We start from the raw sequence: 17,716 nt of genomic DNA, 5'->3' as shown, positions 1-17,716 counted from the left end.
TCCCCTTTCTCTCTTCCCCCCTTTTTTTGGGGGGGGGGGCCCTCCCCCCCCCCCCCCCCACTCCCACAGGAACATGATGCGGTTGCGGACATGGCTGCCGTGCCGGGGAAGCATTTGCGGAGCCGAAGCCCGGAATGCCCGGATCCGAACTCCGAGTCTCGATTCCGGCCCCCAGCCCAACCAATTCCGGCCCCCCGAACTTGCGCCGCGATTCACAGCCGCGCGAAGATGGCCACGGTCCCATTACCTGACGAAGCCATGGAAATCGCGAACCGACGGGTCGGCACGATCCATTTCACCCTCAAGGACGAGCACGGGCAGCAGATCACCACGACGCACGGGCACGACCCGCTGGCCTACATCCACGGCACCAATGCGATCGTAGGCGGCCTGGAGCAGGCGCTGGAGGGCAGGAGCGCCGGCGACAGGTTCGAGGTCACCATCCCGCCGGAGCACGGCTTCGGGCCACGCCACCCGGAACTGGTGCAGACCCTCCCGCGCAGCACGTTCACCGGCGAGAGCGAGCCGGTGGCCGGCCGCAAGCTGGAAGCGCAGACCGCGCGCGGTCCGCTGCAGGTGATGGTGACCGCGGTCGAGGGCGACACCATCACCGTCGACGGCAACAACCCGCTGGCCGGGCGGCCGTTCGTGGCCGAGGTGGAAGTGGTCGACGTGCGCCTGGCGACTCCCGACGAACTGCAGTTCGGCCTCCGCTGAGCGGCGAACGGGCGATGGAGGGCACCGTCGCCCTGGGCAATGCCTTCGGCGCACTCTCCTCAGGCGGCGCGATCGTCGCCGGACTGGCGTTCTTCGCCGCGATCTATGGTTTGTTCTGCGGCGGCAACTGGCTGTCGACGCGATACCTGCTGCCGGCGGTGGGGCTCGGCCGCCGCATCGATCCGCGCCCGCTCAGGCCCGGCCAGATGCGCGGCGAGATCGCCTCGTCGCTGGTGTCGGTCGCGATCTTCGGCCTCGGCAGCCTGCTGCCGTGGTGGTTCCTGCAGCAGGGCTGGGCGCGGCTGGCGCAGGATCCGGGACCGCTGCGGGTCCTCGCCGAGGCCGCGGTGCTGCTGGTCTGGAACGACATCCACTTCTACGTCAATCACCGCCTGCTGCATACGCGACCGCTGCGCCGCTACCACCAACAGCACCATCGCTCGCTGGTGACCACGCCGTTCGCGACCTACAGCTTCCATCCGCTGGAGGCGGCGCTGCTGGGCAACGTGATCCTGCTGCCGATGCTGCTGCACGACTTCAGCTTCGCGGCGCTGCTGTCGCTGCCGGTGCTGAGCCTGCTGCTGAACAACCTGGGGCACAGCAACTACGACTACGCGCCCGGCGTGGGGCCGGACCACTGGCTGGCCGCCAGCCGCCGCCACCACCTGCATCACGCCTGCTATCACGGCAACTACGGTTTCCTGTTCAACTTCATGGACCGCTGGTGCGGCACGCGCCTGCCGGATGACGCGGCAAGGGCGCAACTGGAGGCTTTCGCCGCCCGCGCATCGCGGCACCCGTAGGAGCGCGCCATGCGCGCGATGCCGCGCCAGGCAGTTCGTTCCGCTGCGGTGGGGAATGGCCCGTCGCCACGGGCGGTGCCAAGGAATAGCCGAGCCCATCAGGACGGACCGAGAGCCCATGCGCCGGCTGTTCATTTACACCGCCCGTGGCGACGGGCCTGATTTCATCGCAACGGAAAGGGCGGCCTGGCGCGGCTTCCCGCTAGAATGCCGCCATGCCCGTCGATCCGACCCCGCTCGCCAGCCAGCTGCTGATCGCGCTGCCGGCGCTGACCGATCCGAACTTCGCCGGTTCGCTCGCGCTGATCTGCCAGCACGACGCGGAAGGCGCCATGGGCGTGGTGGTCAACCGGGCGTCGGAATACACGCTGGGCGAGGTCTTCGAGCAGATGGGGATCGACAGCGACGACGCGCTGCTGCGGGCGCAGCCGGTCCTGGCCGGCGGTCCTGTGCATCCGGAGCGCGGTTTCGTGATCCACGACGGCAGCCATGGCTGGGATTCCAGCCTGGCGATCGCCGACGACCTGTACGTGACCACCTCGCGCGACGTGCTGGAAGTTATCGCCCGTGGCGAGGGCCCGGCGCGGGTCGCGGTGGCGCTGGGCTGCGCCGGCTGGGGCGCGGGACAGCTCGAGCAGGAGCTGACCGAGAACAGCTGGCTGACCGCGCCGGCCGATGCCGAACTGCTGTTCGCGCTGCCGCTGGAGGCGCGCTGTCAGGCCGCCGCCGGCCGCATCGGCGTCGACATGCAGCGGTTGGCCGACTATGCGGGCCACGCATGAGCGCCATTCGCGCCGACGGCACCGTGCTCGGCTTCGATGTCGGCGCGCGCCGCATCGGGGTGGCGGTGGGCAGCGGTTTCGGCCACGGCGCGCGCGCGCTGGCGGTGATCGACGTGCACGACGACATGCCGGACTGGCGCAGCATCGACCGCTTGCGCGACGAGTGGCGGCCGGACGTCATGGTGGTGGGTGATCCGATGACGCTCGACGGCGGCGACCAGCCGATTCGCCGGCGTGCCAGGCACTTCGCCCACGAGCTGCATGCCCGCTACCGCGTGCCGGTGGTGCTGATGGACGAGCGCGCAAGCTCGGTCGAGGCCGCCCAGCGGTTCGCCGTGGATCGCGCCGAGGGCCGCCGCCGACGCCGCGACGCCGCGGCGCTCGATGCGGTGGCGGCGGCGATCATCGTCGAACGTTGGCTGGCGGCGCCGGGGGACGCCACGCCGGTATCCTAGAATCCACCCGCATACCCCTCCCGTAGAGCGGAGCTTGCTCCGCTGGTCCCGGCTCCGGAGCCCGCGTAGCGGAGCAAGCTCCGCTCTACGGAGCCGGTTAAAGAAGCAGTTCACGATCAAAGGGCGTCCATCCAGCGCATGATTTCGCAAACCGACCCGGAAGGCCGCCTGCGCCACCTGCTGACCCTCGAGCACCTGCCGCGCGAGATGTTGCTGCGGCTGCTCGATCGCGCCCAGGCGATCGTCGACGGCGACATCGGGAGTAGGGCGCTGGCGGGACGGGCGGTCTGCACGCTGTTCTTCGAGCCGTCGACCCGCACGCGCATGAGCTTCCAGCGCGCGGCGCAACGGCTCGGCGCCGACGTGCTCAACTTCGACGCGTCCACCTCGTCCACCACCAAGGGCGAGAGCGGCCGCGACACGCTGAAGACCATCGAGGCGATGGGCGTCGACGCGTTCGTGGTCCGCCACCACGAGAACGGCGCGGTGGCGGCGCTCGCCGCCGCGGCCGGGCTCGGCACCGTCCTGGTCAATGCCGGCGACGGCCGCCAGGCGCATCCCACCCAGGGCCTGCTCGACATGCTGACCCTGCGCCAGGCCCGGGGCGCGGACTTTGCGCAGCTGAAGATCCTGATCGTCGGCGACGTGAAGCATTCGCGCGTCGCCCGTTCGGACCTGCACGCGCTGCGTGCGCTGGGGGTCGGCAGCAGCGGCTCGTCGGAGATCCGCGTCTGCGGACCGGCCGCGCTGCTGCCCGACGACGACACCCTGGCCGGGTGCACCGTCGGCCACGATTTCGACGCCGCGCTCGCGGGCGTCGACGCGGTGATGATGCTGCGCCTGCAGCGTGAGCGCATGGACGAGGGGCTGGTGCCGTCGCTGCGGGCCTACCACGACGCCTACGGCCTGACCGCGGCACGCCTGCGCCGCGCTGCGCCCGAGGCCGCGGTGCTGCATCCCGGGCCGATGAATCGCGGCGTCGAGATCGACGACGAGGTCGCCGACGGGCCGCAATCGCTGATCCTGCGGCAGGTGGCCAACGGCGTGGCGGTGCGCATGGCCGTGCTGGAGACGCTGCTCGCCGGGCGTTGAATGGAATGCGCCGGGCCGACGATGGCTGGCCCGGTGGAACGCGCCGTGCGCGCGATGTCGCGTGACGCGTGGGCCCCGGCCACGTTCGGCGCCTCGGAACATGCCGGCATCGCGCGCATGACCGCTGCGCCGCGCGACCATTGCCACCGCCCCTCGTAGGAGCGCGCCATGCGCGCGATGCCGGCGGCGTTTCCGGGCTCGCCATCATCGGCGCTCCCGTCGCGAGCCGGAAGGCATGCCGGTGGACGAAATCGCGTGGCGGCGAAATGCCCGCGGCATCTCGTAGGAGCGCGCCATGCGCGCGATGCCGGCGGCGTTTCCGGTCTCGGCCATCATCGGCGCTCCCGTCGCGAGCCGGAAGGCGCACCGGTGGTCGGATCCAGTGGCGGCGAGATGCCCGCGGTATCGCGCCCATGGGGCGCTCCTACGGCGGAGGTCGTCCGACCGCGTTCAATGCCGCCGCTGGGCGAACATCCATTGCCAGAGCTCCGGCGTCGCATAGGCCGGATCCCAGCTGTTGTGGTAGGCGTCCGGGAATTCTGTGTAGCGCGCATCCGTCGCACCGGCGGCTTTCAGTGCCGCGGCCATGCGCCGCGACTGCTCCGGCAGCACCACGTCGTCCAGCGCGCCATGGAAGATCCAGACGGGGATATCGCGCAGGCGCTGCGCCGCGGCGGTGTACGGATCGGCTTCGCCGGTCACGGCCTCGACCTGCAGGGACGGACGCTGTGGCGGCGCGACCAGGCCGCCGCACACCGGCGCGATCGCGGCGAAGCGCCGCGGCTGGGCCAACGCCAGCTCCCAGGTGCCGTAGCCGCCCATCGAGATCCCGGTCAGGTAGGTGCGGTCGCGGTCGCCGCCGAATTCGGCGGTCGCCGCATCCAGCGCCGCCCAGGCGATCGCGGCGCTGTCGCTCCATTCCGTGTCCGCGGGCGCCTGCGGGAACACCACGATCGCGGGGAAGTCCTCGGCATGGCGCCGGACGTGCGGCCCGAGCCCGACCTGGGTCGGCTTGTCGCCGTCGCTGCCGCGCTCGCCGGAGCCGTGCAGGAACAGGATCACCGGCGGCCGCTCGCCGCCGGCGCTGCGCGCGGGCACGAAGACCCGGTAGGCGTGGCGCTGTCCGCCGACCTTCACCGCGCGCTCGAGAAAGCGCCCGCGGTCGGGCGCCGGGTCGTCGGCGTAGGCCGCGAGTGGGGCGATCAGCGCGGATGCCGCCAACAGGGCGGCGAGGGCGGCGCCGGCGCGGTCGCCGGGGGAATCCAGGGTCATTGGAGTCACCATGTTCGTTCGGGCCCGGCCGGGCGGGGGGCGTTTACCGGTTGCGACGCCGGCCGTCGGTCGCAATGACACGATAACGCCGCCGGGACCGCCTGTGGCGCCGCGTCAGCGCAGCAGGATGACCGTCGCCAGGCCCAGGAAGCTGAAGAAGCCCATGATGTCGGTGACCGCGGTGACCACCACCGTGCCGGCGACCGCCGGATCGATCCGCATCCGCCGCAGCAACAACGGCAGCAGCACGCCGGCGAGCGCGGCGGACCCGACGTTGATCACCAGCGCCGCGGCGATGACCAGCGACAGCAGCCAGTCGTGGAACCAGAAGTAGGCGACCGTCCCCACCAGCGCGCCGATCAACAGCCCATTGATCAGTGCCACGCGCGACTCCTTCCACAGCAGGATGCCGGCGTTGCTGGCACCCACCTGGCCCAGCGCCAGGCCGCGCACCATCAAGGTCAGCACCTGCACGCCGGCGTTGCCGCCGATGCCGGCGACGATCGGCATCAGCACCGCCAGCGCGACGACCTGCTCGATCGTCGCCTCGAAGCGGCCGATCACGAACGCGGCCATGAACGCCGTCAGCAGGTTGATGCCCAGCCACACCACGCGTCCGCGCACGGCGCGCCGGATCGGCGAGAACAGGTCCTCCTCCTCGTCCAGGCCGGCGGCGCTCAGCGCCTGGTGTTCGGCCTGTTCGCGGATGATGTCGACCACGTCGTCGATGGTGATGCGGCCGAGCAGGAAGTTGCCGTCGTCGACCACCGGCGCCGAGACCCAGTCGTGGTCGGAGAACTGGCGCGCCACCTCCTGCGCGGACTGGTTGACGTGGAGCGCGGTCAGGCCGTCGTCGATCAGGTGGTTGAGGGGCGTGTTCGGCTCGCAGGTCACCAGGTCCTGCAGCGCCACCCAGCCCAGCAGCTGGTGGCGGCGGTTGACCACGTACAGGTGATCGGTGTGCTCGGGCAGCTCGCCGCGCAGGCGCAGGTAGCGCAGCACCACGTCGACCGAGGTGTCGGCGCGCACCGTCACCACGTCCGGGTTCATCAGGCGGCCGGCGGTGTCCTCCTCGTAGGAGAGCACCTGTTCGAGGCGTTCGCGGTTCTCGCGCGCCATCGACTTGAGCACCTCGTCGATGACCGTGTCCGGCAGGTCCTCGACCAGGTCGGCGAGGTCGTCGATGTCGAGGTCCTCGACGGCGGCGACGAGCTCGTCCGGATCCATGTCCGCAATCAGGCTCTCGCGCACCTCGTCGCCGACGTGGAGCAGCACCTCGCCGTCGTCCTCGGGATCGACCAGGCCCCACAGCACCATGCGCTTGGCGTGCGGCAGCGATTCGAGCAGGTTGCCGATCTCGGCGGGCGACAGCGTGTTGACCAGGCGCCGCACCGGGCCGAGACGGCCGCTGTCGAGCGCGTCGGAGAGCAGACGCAACTGGCGCGCGGTCTTGTCGTGGCGGGCGGCTTCGGCCATGCGGGTCTTCCGTTGGCGCGTCGTGCCCCCAGAGGCGCGACAGGGTCAGGTGTTCATGCGCGCATTATCGCTGCTGCGCCCGAATATGCCCACACCTCGGATTGCGCGTCACCGCCCCCCCGTAGAGCGGAGCTTGCTCCGCTGCTCTCGGCTCCGGAGCCCGCGTAGCCGAGCAAGCTCGGCTCTACGAGGGCGATGGCTCCGGAGCCCGCGTAGCCGAGCAAGCTCGGCTCTACGAGGGCGATGGCTCCGGAGCCCACGTAGCCGAGCAAGCTCGGCTCTACGAGGGCGATGGCTCCGGAGCCCACGTAGCCGAGCAAGCTCGGCTCTGCGAGGGCGATGGCTCCGGAGCCCGCGTAGCCGCGCAAGCTCGGCTCTACGAGGGCGATGGCTCCGGAGCCGCCGTAGCGGAGCAAGCTCCGCTCTACGGAGGAGCGGGCGGATGCCGTGAGTCTGGCGGCTACGGTTGTGCCGCGGCCAGCCACTTCTCGATCCCGGCGCGGTCGCGCGCGCGCAGCAGGGCAGGCGCCTGCGCGCGCAGGTGGCCGAGGTCGAGCGCGCGGATCGCGCGCCGTACTTCCAGCAGCGTGCCCGGGTGCAGGCTCAGTTCCTCCAGGCCCAGCGCCAGCAGCAGTGCGGTGAAGGCGGGATCCCCGGCCATCTCGCCGCAGACCGCCACCGGCTTGCGGCGCGCCTTGGCGGTGCGGATCACGTTGCGCAGCAGGCGCATCATCGCCGGGTGCAGCGGATGGTAGAGCTCGCCCAGCGCCTCGTTGTTGCGGTCGGCCGCCAGCAGGTATTGGGTCAGGTCGTTGGTGCCCACCGAGATGAAGTCCACCGCGCCGATGAAGGTCGGCAGCGCGATCGCCGCGGCCGGCACCTCGATCATCGCCCCCAGCGGGATGTGCTCCGCGATCTCGTGGCCCTCGCTGCGCAGGTCGCGCGCGACACGCGTGATCAGGCCGGCGACGGCCAGGATTTCGGCACGCTCGGTGACCATCGGCACCAGGATCCGCAGCGGGCCGTAGCCGGACGCGCGCAGGATCGCGCGCAGCTGGCTGACGAACACATCCTCGTTGGCCAGCGACAGGCGCACGCCGCGGCAGCCCATTGCCGGGTTCGGTTCCCGCGGCAGCGTCAGGCCGCTGCGGTCGCTCTTGTCGGCGCCGAGGTCGAGCGTGCGGATCGTCACCATGCGCCCGGTCATGCCGAGCACGGCATCGCGGTAGGCGTGGAACTGCTCTTCCTCGTCGGGCAGGCCCTCGCGCTGCAGGAACAGGAATTCGGTGCGGTACAGGCCGATGCCGGCAGCGCCGAGCGCATGCGATTCGGCCACGTCCTCGCGCGACTCGGCATTGGCGTAGAGCCTGATGTCGACGCCGTCCACGGTGCGCGTCGGTTCGCGGCGCAGGCGGTGGAGCTGCTTGCGTTCGCGCCGCTCCTCGCGCACGCGGCCACGATAGGCGCGCAGGTCGGCCGCGTTCGGCTCCACCACCACGTGGCCGCCGGCGCCGTCCACGGCGACCACGTCGCCGTCGTTGATCTGTTGCAGCGCCTCGGGCGCGCCGACCACCAGCGGCAGGTGCAGGCTGCGGGCGAGGATGGCGCTGTGCGAGAGCATGCTGCCGCCGGCGGTGATCACCGCCAGCACGCCCTGCGACTGCAGTTGCGCCAGTTCCGAGGGCGCGACGTTGTCGGTGACCAGGATCTCGCCGGCGACGCCCTGCAGCTCGGCCTCGTGGCTGTGCAGCGCCGCATGCAGGCGCCCGACGACATGATCGAGGTCCTCGATGCGGCTGCGGAAATAGGCGTCGTCCATGCCCTGGAACACGGCGGCCAGGCGGTCGCGGTGCAGGCGCAGCGCGTAATCGGCGCTGTAGCGGCCCTGGCGGATCAGCTCGTCGAGCCCCTGCAGCAGTTCCGGGTCGTCGAGCAGCAGCGCGTGCAGGTCGAGGAACTCGCCGACTTCGTGCGCGAGCGCACCGTGCAGCCGTTCGCGCAGGCCGCGCAGTTCGCCGCGGACCTGTGCGATCGCCTCGTGCAGGCGTGCGAGTTCCGCCTCGACGGCATCGGCGCGGATATGTTCTTCGGAGACTTCCAGGGCGTGCGGCAGGCGGATCCGGGCACGGCCGAGGGCATTGCCCCGGGACGCGCCGTGACCGGAGAACGTCCGGCGCATCAGGGCCTGTTAACGCTTATGGCGCATGCCGCGCCGGGCCTACGGGCGTGCGGGGCAAGGAAGAACGAGGGCGCGTATGTCGATACGCAACCGAGTGACGCCGCCGCCCTGCGCGTCCGCAGGCCCGGCCCCCGGATCAAGTCCGGGGCAGGCTCTTCGGGTTGCTTCCCAATGGCCGCCAGGCGGCGCCGCGCCGCTTGACCTTGCAGGCAGCAAGGCGCTGCGCGGCGCAACACCACCTGGCGGCCATTGAGAAGCAATGCGGCATGCTCCATAAGCATTAACAGGCCCTAACTGTCCTCGTCGAACCGTCGTTCGAACAGCGCCGTCACCGCCTCGACCGCGGCGGCCTCGTCCTCGCCCTCGACCCGCAGCACCACCGGCGTGCCGGGACCGGCGGCCAGCAGCATCACGCCCATGATGCTCTTGGCGTTGACCTCGCGGCCCTTGGCGTTGAGGGTGGCGCTGCAGCGAAATGCCGACAGCACCTGCACCAGCTTGGCGGTGGCGCGTGCGTGCAGGCCGAGGCGGTTGGAGACCACCAGTTCGCGTTCGATCATGTCCGGTCTCCGTCGCTTCCGGTCCGTCGCCGGGCATCCGTTCCCGATGCGCGCGCGGCGTCGGTCATGGTCGCGCGGGATTCAGGCGTCGTCATGGATCACCCCGTTGCGCGCGCCCGCTGCGGCGACTGCCGGCAGCTCGTCCAGGTCCAGCTCGGCGTAGTTCATCACCCGCAGCAGCATCGGCAGGTTGAGCGCCGACACCCGGCGCGCCGGCGTGCCCAGCCGTGCCAGCCTCGCCGCCAGGTTGCTCGGCGTGGCGCCGTAGAGATCGGTCAGGATCAGCACCCCCTGGCCGTCGTCGACCCGGCGCATCGCGGCGCTGGCCTGCGGCAGGATCGCGTCCGGATCGGCCTCGAACGGCACCTCGAACGCCTCCGCCTTCAGCGGCAGGTTGCGCAGCATGCCCCGCGCCACCGCGATCAGGGCGGTGCCGATGCCTTCATGGGTCACGAGCAGGAGTCCGACGGCCATGCCGACAACTTAGCAGAGCCGGGTGACGGGCAGGAAGCGGCCGCGCGGAACGGACCGTCGCGACCGGCGGCGGGAGCCGCATCACCGATGCGCTTGCGACAACTCCGTAGGAGCGCGCCATGCGCGCGCTCCTACGGCCCTAGTCCAGTTCGCGGTGGAACGTCGCCACGTCCTCCCAGCCGTGCTCGCGCGCGTGCCCGGCCATCTTCTCGGCCAGGTAGACCGAGCGGTGGCGACCGCCGCTGCAGCCGAAGGCGACGGTGACGTAACTGCGCGTGTCCGAACGCATGCGCGGCAGCCAGTGGTCGAGAAAGCCGGCGACCTGCGCGAAGTACTCGGCGACGTCGGGCTGCTCGTCCAGGTTTTCGCGCACTGCGGCATCGCGCCCCGACAGCGGGCGCAGGCGCGGATCCCAGTGCGGGTTGGGCAGGCCGCGGGTGTCGAACACGAAGTCGGCGTCGGGCGGTACGCCGCGGCGATAGGCGAACGACTCGAACAGCAGCGACGGCGAGCTGTCGAGGCCGAGCCCGAGTTCGGTGATCACCCGCCTGCGCAGCTGGTGGACATTGAGTTCGCTGGTGTCGATCACGTGGTCGGCGAGCGAGCGCAGCGGCTTGAGTACCTGCCGTTCGAGCGCGATCGCGTCGGCCAGCGCCAGGCCGACGTGGCTGAGCGGATGGCGACGACGGGTGTCGGCGTAGCGCTTGAGCAGCACCGTGTCGGCAGTGTCGAAGAACACCAGTTTGGGGTCGAAGCCGAGTTCCGCCACCGCTGACAGCCAGGAGGGAATGTTGGCCAGGTCGCGATGGCGGTTGCGCACGTCGATGCCGACCGCGAGCTTCTGCGGCGAGCCGTCGCCGCTGCCGAGGCTGCGCACGAAATGCGGCAAGAGGTCGGCGGGCAGGTTGTCGGTGCAGTAGAAGCCGAGGTCCTCGAACGTGTTCAGCGCCACGGACTTGCCGCTGCCGGACATGCCGGTGACGATCAGCAGCGTTGGTGGAGCGACCGTGGTCATGGCGCGCCCCGCTCGAGGAAGTACGAGTGCCGGGCGAGGAAGGCGGCCGCCGGGTCCAGGCCCTTGGCGCGCAGCACGTGGGTGCGGGTGGCGGCCTCGGTCAGCACCGCCAGGTTGCGGCCGGGCATCACCGGCAGGGTGATCATCGGCACTTCCAGGTCGAGCACCGGGCGCGAGCCGAGGTCGCCGGTCAGCCGTTCCATGCCGCCGTTGTCGGTGCGCGGCGCGTCGTAGTTCGGCTTGGCCAGGTGCACGATCAGGCGCAGGTACTTGTTGCGCTTGACCGCTGTGTCGCCGAACATCTCGCGGATGTTGAGCACGCCCAGGCCGCGCAGCTCCAGCAGGTCCTGCAGCAGCTCCGGGCAGGTGCCGTCGAGCACGTCGGGAGCGATCTGGGTGAACTCCGGCGCGTCGTCGGCGACCAGGCGATGGCCGCGGGTGATCAGCTCCAGCGCCAGCTCGCTCTTGCCCGAGCCGGACTCCCCGGTGATCAGCACGCCGATCGAGTAGATCTCCATGAACACGCCGTGCAGGGTGACCCGCGGCGCCAGCGCGCGCGCCAGGTGGTACTGCAGGTGGTTGAGCAGCTCGTGCCCGCGCCGCGGCGAGGTCCACAGCGGGATGCCGGACTCCTCGGCCATCTGGCGCAGGTCCTCGGGGCAGTTCTGGTTCTTGCTGACCACCAGCGCCAGCGGACGGAACTGCATGATCTTCTCGATCGTCTCCCAGCGCTGGCGCGCGTCGAGCGCATCCAGCCAGGCCAGCTCCTCGCTGCCCAGGATCTGCACCTTGTTGGGATAGATGATGTTGAGGTAACCGGCCAGCGACGGCCGCCGCGCCACCGTTTCCACCGCCTCCAGCACCCGCGTCTGGCCCTGCTGCCCGGCCAGCCAGCGCAGGTCCAGCCGCTCCTGCTGGTGGTCGAACAGGTCCTGCGCGCTGATGCTGGCGTTCACGCTTCCGGTCCCCCGCGTCCGGCCGCGCTCATGCCGCGCGCCGCCGTCGCGCGTCGCCGAGCAGCAGCGCACGCACGGCGGTCACGTCCGCGGCGGCGCGCAGCCGCTCGCGGAAGGCGGCGTCAGCGAAACAGCCGGCGAGATCGGCGAGGATCTGCAGGTGCGGCTCGGCATGGTCTTCGGGCACGCGCATCGCGAACACCAGGTCGACCGGATCGCCGTCGCAGGCATCGAACGCGACCGGATGCGCCAGCCGCACGAAGGCGCCCAGCGGCACCCGCCCGCCGCGGGCGTGCGGGACCGCCACGCCGTGCCCGATCCCGGTGCTGCACAGGCGCTCGCGCTCGTGCAGGCAGGCGGCGACCAAGGCCGCATCCGCCGGGCCTGCGCCCAGCAGGCCGGCGACGACATCGAGCAACGCGTCGCGCGATACCGGCTCGGACAGGATCACGATCCGGTCAACGGCGAGGAGGTCGGTGCAGGGCATTGCAGTGAAGCGTCTCGGGCGATCGCGCCGATATCTCAGCCGAAGCTGCCTGCGCGCACGGGGTGCTCGCCGCGATGGTGGTCGACCATGCGGTCCTTGTGCTTGACCAGCAGGCGGTCGAGCTTGTCGGCCAGCAGGTCGATCGCGGCGTACATGTCGATCGCGCTGGCATCGGCGTGCAGGGTCCGGCCGGGCAGCGCCACGGTGGCTTCCGCCTTGTGGTGGGGCTTGTCGAGGCTGAGCTGGGTGCGCACGTCGAAAGGGCGTTCGAAGTGACGCGACAGCCGCTGCAGCTTGGTGTCGACGTAATCGCGCAGGGCGGGCGTGACCTCGATCTGGTGGCCGTGGGTTTCGATGCGCATCGGCGGACCTCCTTGGGCGTCTTGGGATGAGGACTGCATCGCGCGGGTGCCGGCCGCTGCGTCGGGGACAGGTTACCCCAAGCCGGGCGGCAGGCGCGATGTCCGCAGGGTTCGACCGCGGCGGCGGCCCGCAGTTCAGCCCAGGCGCACGCGATCGTGCGAGGAGGGGATGTTCAGCGCTTCCCGGTACTTGGTCACGGTGCGCCGGGCCACGGCGACGCCGGCCGCCTTCAGGGCCTCGGCCAGGCGCGCGTCGGACAGCGGCTTGTGCGGGTTCTCGGCGTCCACCAGGCTGCGGATCATCTGCTGGATCGCGGTACTCGAGGCCTGGCCGCCGCCGTCGGTGCCCACGCCGGAGGCGAAGAACTGGCGCAGCGGCAGGGTGCCGCGCGGGGTATGGACGTATTTGCGGGCGATCGCGCGCGAAACCGTCGATTCGTGCATGCCGATCTCGGCCGCGACCTCGCGCAGGGTCAGCGGGCGCAGGGCCTGCGGCCCGAATTCCAGGAATCCCGACTGTTGCCGCGCCAGGCAGCGCGCCACCTTGAGCAGGGTCTCGCCGCGGGCCTGCACGTTCTTGAGCAGCCAGCGGGCTTCCTGCAGGCGCCCGCGCAGGTAGCCGGCATCGGCCTCGCTGGCGTGCTGGATCATGCGTTCGTAGCCGCGATGGATGGTCAGCCGCGAGTGCGGCCCACCCACCAGGGTCACCTTCCAGACGCCCTGGTGGCGCTCGATCGCGCAGTCCGGCGCGACATAGGTGTCGCTGGCCACGCCGCCGATCTGGGCACCGGGGTGCGGATCGAGCGAGCGCAGCAGCTGCAGGGCGGTGCTGGCCTCGCAGGCGTCGCAGGACAGGGCCTCGGCCAGTCCGTCGACGCCGATCCGCGGCAGGTCCTCGATCAGCTCGGAGACGATGCGGCCGGCGAGGGCGCGGCCCGGCGCGTCGGCGGGCAGGACGTCGAGCTGCAGCAGCAGGCATTCGCGCAGGTCGCGGGCGCCGACGCCGGCCGGGTCCATGCGCTGGATCTGGCGCAGCACCGCGAGGATCTCGTCGCCGCTGCACTGCAGTTCCGGCTGCAGGGTCAGCGCGATCTCGTCGAACGGGGCCCGCAGGTAGCCGTCGTCGTCGATGGCGTCGATCAGCGCCTCGCCGATGCCGCGGTCGCGTCGCGACAGATGGCTCAGGTGCAGCTGCCACGACAGGTGCTCGCGCAGGCTCTCGGTGTGCACCAGGCGCTCGGTGGGATCGCTGTCGTCGTCGCCTGCCGGCGCCGCTCCGCTGCCGCCGTACCACGACTCCTCGACGTCCCAGCGCGTGGATTCCCCGGCGTCGTTCGCGGTCGCGTCGTTCCCGGTGCCCGCGGCATCGGCGGCGGGCGTCTGGATCGGTGCGTTCTCGCGCCAGTCGAGCAGCGGATTGCTCTCCACGGCGCTGACGATCTCGGCCTCCAGTTCCAGCGCCGAGAGCTGCAATAGATGCAGCGCCTGCCGCAGTTGCGGAGTCAGGACCAGGTGCTGTCCCAGCGATGTCTGCAGGCGTGGCTTCATCTTCCCAACGAGAAAACGGCCGGCGGAGCCGGGCCCGGACAGGTCCGCGGCGGACCGGCCCGACGCATCCGTGACGAGCGACGCACGGCGGGGCTACAGGCGGAAGGACTCGCCCAGGTAGACCCGACGCACGTCGGGATTGGCCAGCAGCGCGTCCGGAGCCCCCTGCGCGAGCACGCCGCCTTCGTTGAGGATATACGCGCGGTCGCAAATGCCCAAGGTCTCGCGCACGTTGTGGTCCGTGATCAGCACCCCGATCCCGCGATCCTTGAGGTGGCGGATGATGCGCTGGATCTCGCCGACCGAGATCGGGTCGACGCCGGCGAAGGGCTCGTCGAGCAGCATCAGCCGCGGCCGTGCCGCCAGCGCGCGGGCGATCTCGACCCGGCGGCGCTCGCCGCCGGACAGGCTGGCGCCGAGCTGGTCGACGACGTGGGACACCTGCAGCTCGTCGAGCAGGCTCTCGAGTTCGGTTTCGCGGCCCTGGCGGCCCAGGTCCCCGCGCAGTTCCAGCACCAGGCGGATGTTGTCGGCCACGCTGAGCTTGCGGAACACCGAGGGTTCCTGCGGCAGGTAGCCGACGCCGAGGCGGGCGCGCCGATACATCGGATCGCCGGTGATGTCGCGGCCGTCCAGCTCGATGCGGCCGGCATCGGCCGGCACCAGGCCGACGATCATGTAGAAGCAGGTGGTCTTGCCGGCGCCGTTGGGGCCGAGCAGGCCCACCACCTCGCCGGCGTCCAGGGTGAGCCCGAAATCGCGCACGACCTCGCGTGCGCGGTAGCGCTTGCGCAATCCTTCGGCGACCAGCATCAGCCGCCGTCCTGCGGGGTCTGGTTGCGGGGCTGGATGCGCATCTGCACGCGGCCGGCGTCATTGCCGCCACTCTCCACGCGCCCGCTCTGCATGTTGTAGACGATGCGCTGGCTCTTCATGGAACCGCGCGGCTGGTCGACGAAGGCGTCGCCGGTCAGGGTCACGATCTCGGTCGCCATGTCGTAATCGATCTTCCTGGCACGCGCGGTCATCGGCGAGCCGTCGTCCATCTGCTGCTTCAGCACTGCCGGTGCCCCGGTCAGGACCGCACGGGAGATGTCGCCATTGCGCGAGTGGATGTCGGCGCGGTCGGCGCGGATGTCGAGCGTGCCCTGGGTGATGGCCACGCCCCGCGACAGTACCGTCGGTGCGCTGTCGTCCAGCATGCCCACCTGGTGGCCGGCATCGATGTCCATCGGCTTGTTGCGGTCGGATTTGCGCGCGTCCGCCGCCGATGGCGCCAGCGCGAAGGCGAGGGCAAGGACCAGCGGGGCACTAGCGGCGCGTGGGGACATAGCGTTGTTTCACCTGGGATTTGAACGTGTACCGCTTGCTGGCGAGATCGACTTCCAGACCGCGGCCCTGGATTGTAGAGCCGGGCTGCTCCACGGTCACCAGAACGTCGCTGCGGGCGATATCGGTCTCGGGGTATAGGTTCAGTTGCTCGGTGTTCATCGTCACCGGACGGGGGTCGCTCTCGGGGCTGGTCACCCGAACATCGCCGCGCAGCTGCACCTCGTCGTGTTCGGCGCTGACCAGGCCGGTCTTCGAGCGCGCCTCCCAGTACCGCCCGTCGCGGTCGGGGAGCAGGAACAGCGGCGTTTCCAGTGCGATGGTGCGATCTTCCGGATGCTGCTCGAGCAGTGGTGCGCGCAGGGTGAAGGATTCGATGCCTTCGGTGCTGAGCGCGGTCAATTCGAAGTCGTGCAGCACGTAATCGGAGCGCGCCTGGGCGGCCGCGGCCGCGGTGTCGCCGGCGCGTTGCCGCCAGGCCGACCAGCCGGAGACGACGGCGGCGACCAGCAGCACCATGGTGAGGGCGAGACGCCAGTTCATGCCGGCGCCATCGCGGCGATCAGCGCTTCGACCCGGCCCTGCGCGGTCAGCAGCAGATCGCAGAGCTCGCGCGCCGCGCCCTCGCCACCGCGCGCATTGGTCAGCCAGTGCGCATGCGCGGCGGTCCAAGGATGTGCATTGGCCGGCGCGGCGGCCAGGCCGGCGACGCGCATTGGCGCGAGATCCGGCAGGTCGTCGCCCATGAAGGCGACCTCGTCGCGGCCGATGCCCAGAAGTACACGGATCTCCTCCACCTTCGCCCGCTTGTCGCCGACCGCGCAATGCGCCTGCACCCCGAGTTCGGCGGCGCGGCGCTCGACCGCGGCGCTGGCGCGGGCGGTGACCAGCGCGACCGTGATGCCGGCCTTGCGCAGCAGCGCCAGGCCCTGGCCGTCGTGGACGTGGAAGGCCTTCATCTCGCCGCCTTCGGCGTCGAACAGCAGCCGGCCGTCGGTCAGCGTGCCGTCGACGTCGAAGCACGCCAGGCGGATCCTGGCGGCGCGTGCGAGCAGGGCGTCTGGATAGTCGGGGAGATCGGGCATCGGCTGGGTCGGCGAGTGGTGGCGTGCGTAGGGGAACCCGGATCAGACGACGCGGGCGCGCAACAGGTCATGAATGTTGAGTGCGCCGACCACGCGGCGTGCGCCGTCGACGACCAGCAGGGCGTTGATCTTGTGCGTCTCCATCAGCCGCGCGGCCTCGACCGCCAGCGCATCGCTGTCGATGGTGATCGGGGTGCGGGTCATGACGTCGACGATCCGGGTCGCGCGCACGTCGACGCCCTCGTCGGCCAGCGTCCGGCGCAGGTCGCCGTCGGTGAACAGTCCGAGCAGGCGATCGTCGACATCGACCACCGCGGTCATGCCCAGGCGCTTGCGGCTCATCTCCAGCAGCACGTCGCCGAGGCTGGCGTCCTTGTCCACGCGGGGGATGTCGTCGCCGGTGTGCATGACGTCGGCGATGTGCAGCAACAGGCGCCGGCCGAGCGCGCCGGCCGGGTGCGAGCGGGCGAAATCGTCGGCGGTGAAGCCGCGCGCCTCCAGCAGCGCGACCGCCAGCGCATCGCCCATCGCCAGGGTGGCGGTGGTGCTGGTGGTGGGCGCCAGGTCGAGTGGGCAGGCTTCCTCCGGCACGCTGATGTCGAGATGCACGTCGGCCTCGCGCGCCATGGTCGATTGCGGGCGTCCGGTCATGGCGATCAGCGGATTGCCTTGGCGCCGGAACACCGGCAGCAGCATCAGGATCTCGTCGGACTCGCCGGAGTAGGACAGCGCCAGCACCACGTCGGCGTCGGTGACCATGCCCAGGTCGCCGTGGCCGGCCTCGCCCGGGTGCACGTAGAACGCAGGGGTGCCGGTGGAAGCGAGGGTCGCGGCGATCTTGCGCGCGATGTGCCCGGACTTGCCCATGCCGGTGCAGACCACGCGACCGGTGCAATCGAGCACCAGCCGGCAGGCAGCGCTGAAGGCGCCGTCGATGCGTGCGGCGACGGCTTCCAGGCCGCGGGTCTCGATTTCGATCACGCGACGGCCGCTGGCGGCGAACTCCGGGGCGTGGTCGGTCTGTGTTCCGTTTGCGGCCATTTCTAAGCGCAGGCCTTTCCGTTAGGCTAATCCGCACATTTTATGCCTTTCCCGCGCCGAGGGCCCGCGACCGACCATTGGCA

Annotated in this window: 21 protein-coding genes; 5 read left to right on the top strand and 16 right to left on the bottom strand. The window is 70.8% G+C overall.

Annotated features, from left to right (window positions below; genetic code table 11):
- Positions 1–258 precede the first annotated feature (258 nt).
- From AB5T46_RS08290 to AB5T46_RS08270, 5 genes are all read left to right on the top strand, one after another.
- Positions 259–717 (top strand): FKBP-type peptidyl-prolyl cis-trans isomerase, encoded by a 459-nt coding sequence (locus AB5T46_RS08290; protein ID WP_370563412.1) that lies wholly within the window; start codon positions 259–261, stop codon positions 715–717.
- Between the two features lie 14 nt (positions 718–731).
- The gene (locus tag AB5T46_RS08285; RefSeq protein WP_370563411.1) at positions 732–1,520 is read left to right on the top strand and encodes a sterol desaturase family protein; all 789 of its coding nucleotides are present in this window, start codon (positions 732–734) and stop codon (positions 1,518–1,520) included.
- 215 nt (positions 1,521–1,735) lie between these two features.
- Positions 1,736–2,302, top strand: a complete 567-nt coding sequence (locus tag AB5T46_RS08280; RefSeq protein ID WP_370563410.1) for a YqgE/AlgH family protein — start codon at positions 1,736–1,738, stop codon at positions 2,300–2,302.
- Entirely contained in the window at positions 2,299–2,757 is a 459-nt protein-coding gene (gene ruvX / locus AB5T46_RS08275) for a Holliday junction resolvase RuvX (RefSeq protein WP_370563409.1), read from the top strand. Before AB5T46_RS08280 ends, ruvX begins: the two co-directional genes overlap by 4 nt.
- A 138-nt stretch (positions 2,758–2,895) precedes the next feature.
- Entirely contained in the window at positions 2,896–3,849 is a 954-nt protein-coding gene (locus AB5T46_RS08270) for an aspartate carbamoyltransferase catalytic subunit (RefSeq protein ID WP_370563408.1), read from the top strand.
- 204 nt (positions 3,850–4,053) lie between these two features.
- Here the strand turns inward: AB5T46_RS08270 and AB5T46_RS08265 are convergent, their stop codons facing one another.
- The 16 genes from AB5T46_RS08265 to AB5T46_RS08190 form a co-directional block, all read right to left on the bottom strand.
- On the bottom strand, positions 4,054–4,185 hold the full coding sequence (locus AB5T46_RS08265) for a hypothetical protein (RefSeq protein WP_370563407.1): 132 nt from the start codon (positions 4,183–4,185) through the stop codon (positions 4,054–4,056).
- 114 nt (positions 4,186–4,299) lie between these two features.
- Positions 4,300–5,121 carry a carboxylesterase family protein gene (locus AB5T46_RS08260; protein ID WP_370563406.1) on the bottom strand — a complete coding sequence of 274 codons (822 nt, stop codon included), beginning with the start codon at positions 5,119–5,121 and terminating at the stop codon, positions 4,300–4,302.
- Between the two features lie 114 nt (positions 5,122–5,235).
- Positions 5,236–6,597 (bottom strand): magnesium transporter, encoded by a 1,362-nt coding sequence (gene mgtE / locus AB5T46_RS08255; protein WP_370563405.1) that lies wholly within the window; start codon positions 6,595–6,597, stop codon positions 5,236–5,238.
- Positions 6,598–7,057: 460 nt separating this feature from the next.
- The gene (gene ptsP, locus AB5T46_RS08250; RefSeq protein ID WP_370563404.1) at positions 7,058–8,776 is read right to left on the bottom strand and encodes a phosphoenolpyruvate--protein phosphotransferase; all 1,719 of its coding nucleotides are present in this window, start codon (positions 8,774–8,776) and stop codon (positions 7,058–7,060) included.
- A gap of 290 nt (positions 8,777–9,066) precedes the next feature.
- Positions 9,067–9,336: an HPr family phosphocarrier protein gene (locus AB5T46_RS08245; protein ID WP_370563403.1), complete on the bottom strand. Its 270-nt coding sequence runs from the start codon at positions 9,334–9,336 to the stop codon at positions 9,067–9,069.
- 81 nt (positions 9,337–9,417) lie between these two features.
- Positions 9,418–9,810, bottom strand: coding sequence for a PTS sugar transporter subunit IIA (locus AB5T46_RS08240; protein ID WP_370563402.1), 393 nt, complete (start codon positions 9,808–9,810; stop codon positions 9,418–9,420).
- A gap of 139 nt (positions 9,811–9,949) precedes the next feature.
- Complete coding sequence (rapZ, locus tag AB5T46_RS08235; protein WP_370563401.1) at positions 9,950–10,825, bottom strand: RNase adapter RapZ; 876 nt, start codon at positions 10,823–10,825, stop codon at positions 9,950–9,952.
- Complete coding sequence (gene hprK, locus AB5T46_RS08230) at positions 10,822–11,781, bottom strand: HPr(Ser) kinase/phosphatase (RefSeq protein WP_370563400.1); 960 nt, start codon at positions 11,779–11,781, stop codon at positions 10,822–10,824. Before hprK ends, rapZ begins: the two co-directional genes overlap by 4 nt.
- 28 nt (positions 11,782–11,809) lie before the next feature.
- On the bottom strand, positions 11,810–12,268 hold the full coding sequence (locus AB5T46_RS08225) for a PTS sugar transporter subunit IIA (RefSeq protein WP_370563399.1): 459 nt from the start codon (positions 12,266–12,268) through the stop codon (positions 11,810–11,812).
- A gap of 35 nt (positions 12,269–12,303) precedes the next feature.
- Positions 12,304–12,630, bottom strand: coding sequence for a ribosome hibernation-promoting factor, HPF/YfiA family (gene hpf / locus AB5T46_RS08220; protein ID WP_370563398.1), 327 nt, complete (start codon positions 12,628–12,630; stop codon positions 12,304–12,306).
- Between the two features lie 135 nt (positions 12,631–12,765).
- Positions 12,766–14,178 carry an RNA polymerase factor sigma-54 gene (locus AB5T46_RS08215; RefSeq protein ID WP_370563397.1) on the bottom strand — a complete coding sequence of 471 codons (1,413 nt, stop codon included), beginning with the start codon at positions 14,176–14,178 and terminating at the stop codon, positions 12,766–12,768.
- A gap of 93 nt (positions 14,179–14,271) precedes the next feature.
- The gene (gene lptB / locus AB5T46_RS08210; protein WP_370563396.1) at positions 14,272–14,991 is read right to left on the bottom strand and encodes an LPS export ABC transporter ATP-binding protein; all 720 of its coding nucleotides are present in this window, start codon (positions 14,989–14,991) and stop codon (positions 14,272–14,274) included.
- Complete coding sequence (lptA, locus tag AB5T46_RS08205; RefSeq protein ID WP_370563395.1) at positions 14,991–15,509, bottom strand: lipopolysaccharide transport periplasmic protein LptA; 519 nt, start codon at positions 15,507–15,509, stop codon at positions 14,991–14,993. The genes lptB and lptA overlap by 1 nt, the downstream gene beginning before the upstream one ends.
- On the bottom strand, positions 15,490–16,050 hold the full coding sequence (lptC, locus tag AB5T46_RS08200) for an LPS export ABC transporter periplasmic protein LptC (protein WP_370563394.1): 561 nt from the start codon (positions 16,048–16,050) through the stop codon (positions 15,490–15,492). Before lptC ends, lptA begins: the two co-directional genes overlap by 20 nt.
- Positions 16,047–16,592 carry a KdsC family phosphatase gene (locus tag AB5T46_RS08195; protein ID WP_370563393.1) on the bottom strand — a complete coding sequence of 182 codons (546 nt, stop codon included), beginning with the start codon at positions 16,590–16,592 and terminating at the stop codon, positions 16,047–16,049. Before AB5T46_RS08195 ends, lptC begins: the two co-directional genes overlap by 4 nt.
- Positions 16,593–16,634: 42 nt before the next feature.
- Entirely contained in the window at positions 16,635–17,633 is a 999-nt protein-coding gene (locus AB5T46_RS08190; protein WP_370563392.1) for a KpsF/GutQ family sugar-phosphate isomerase, read from the bottom strand.
- Positions 17,634–17,716: the final 83 nt, after the last annotated feature.

Source organism: Luteimonas salinilitoris (assembly GCF_041300785.1).
Classification (GTDB): Bacteria; Pseudomonadota; Gammaproteobacteria; order Xanthomonadales; family Xanthomonadaceae; genus Luteimonas; species Luteimonas salinilitoris.
This window is presented reverse-complemented; position numbering and strand designations above follow the sequence as displayed.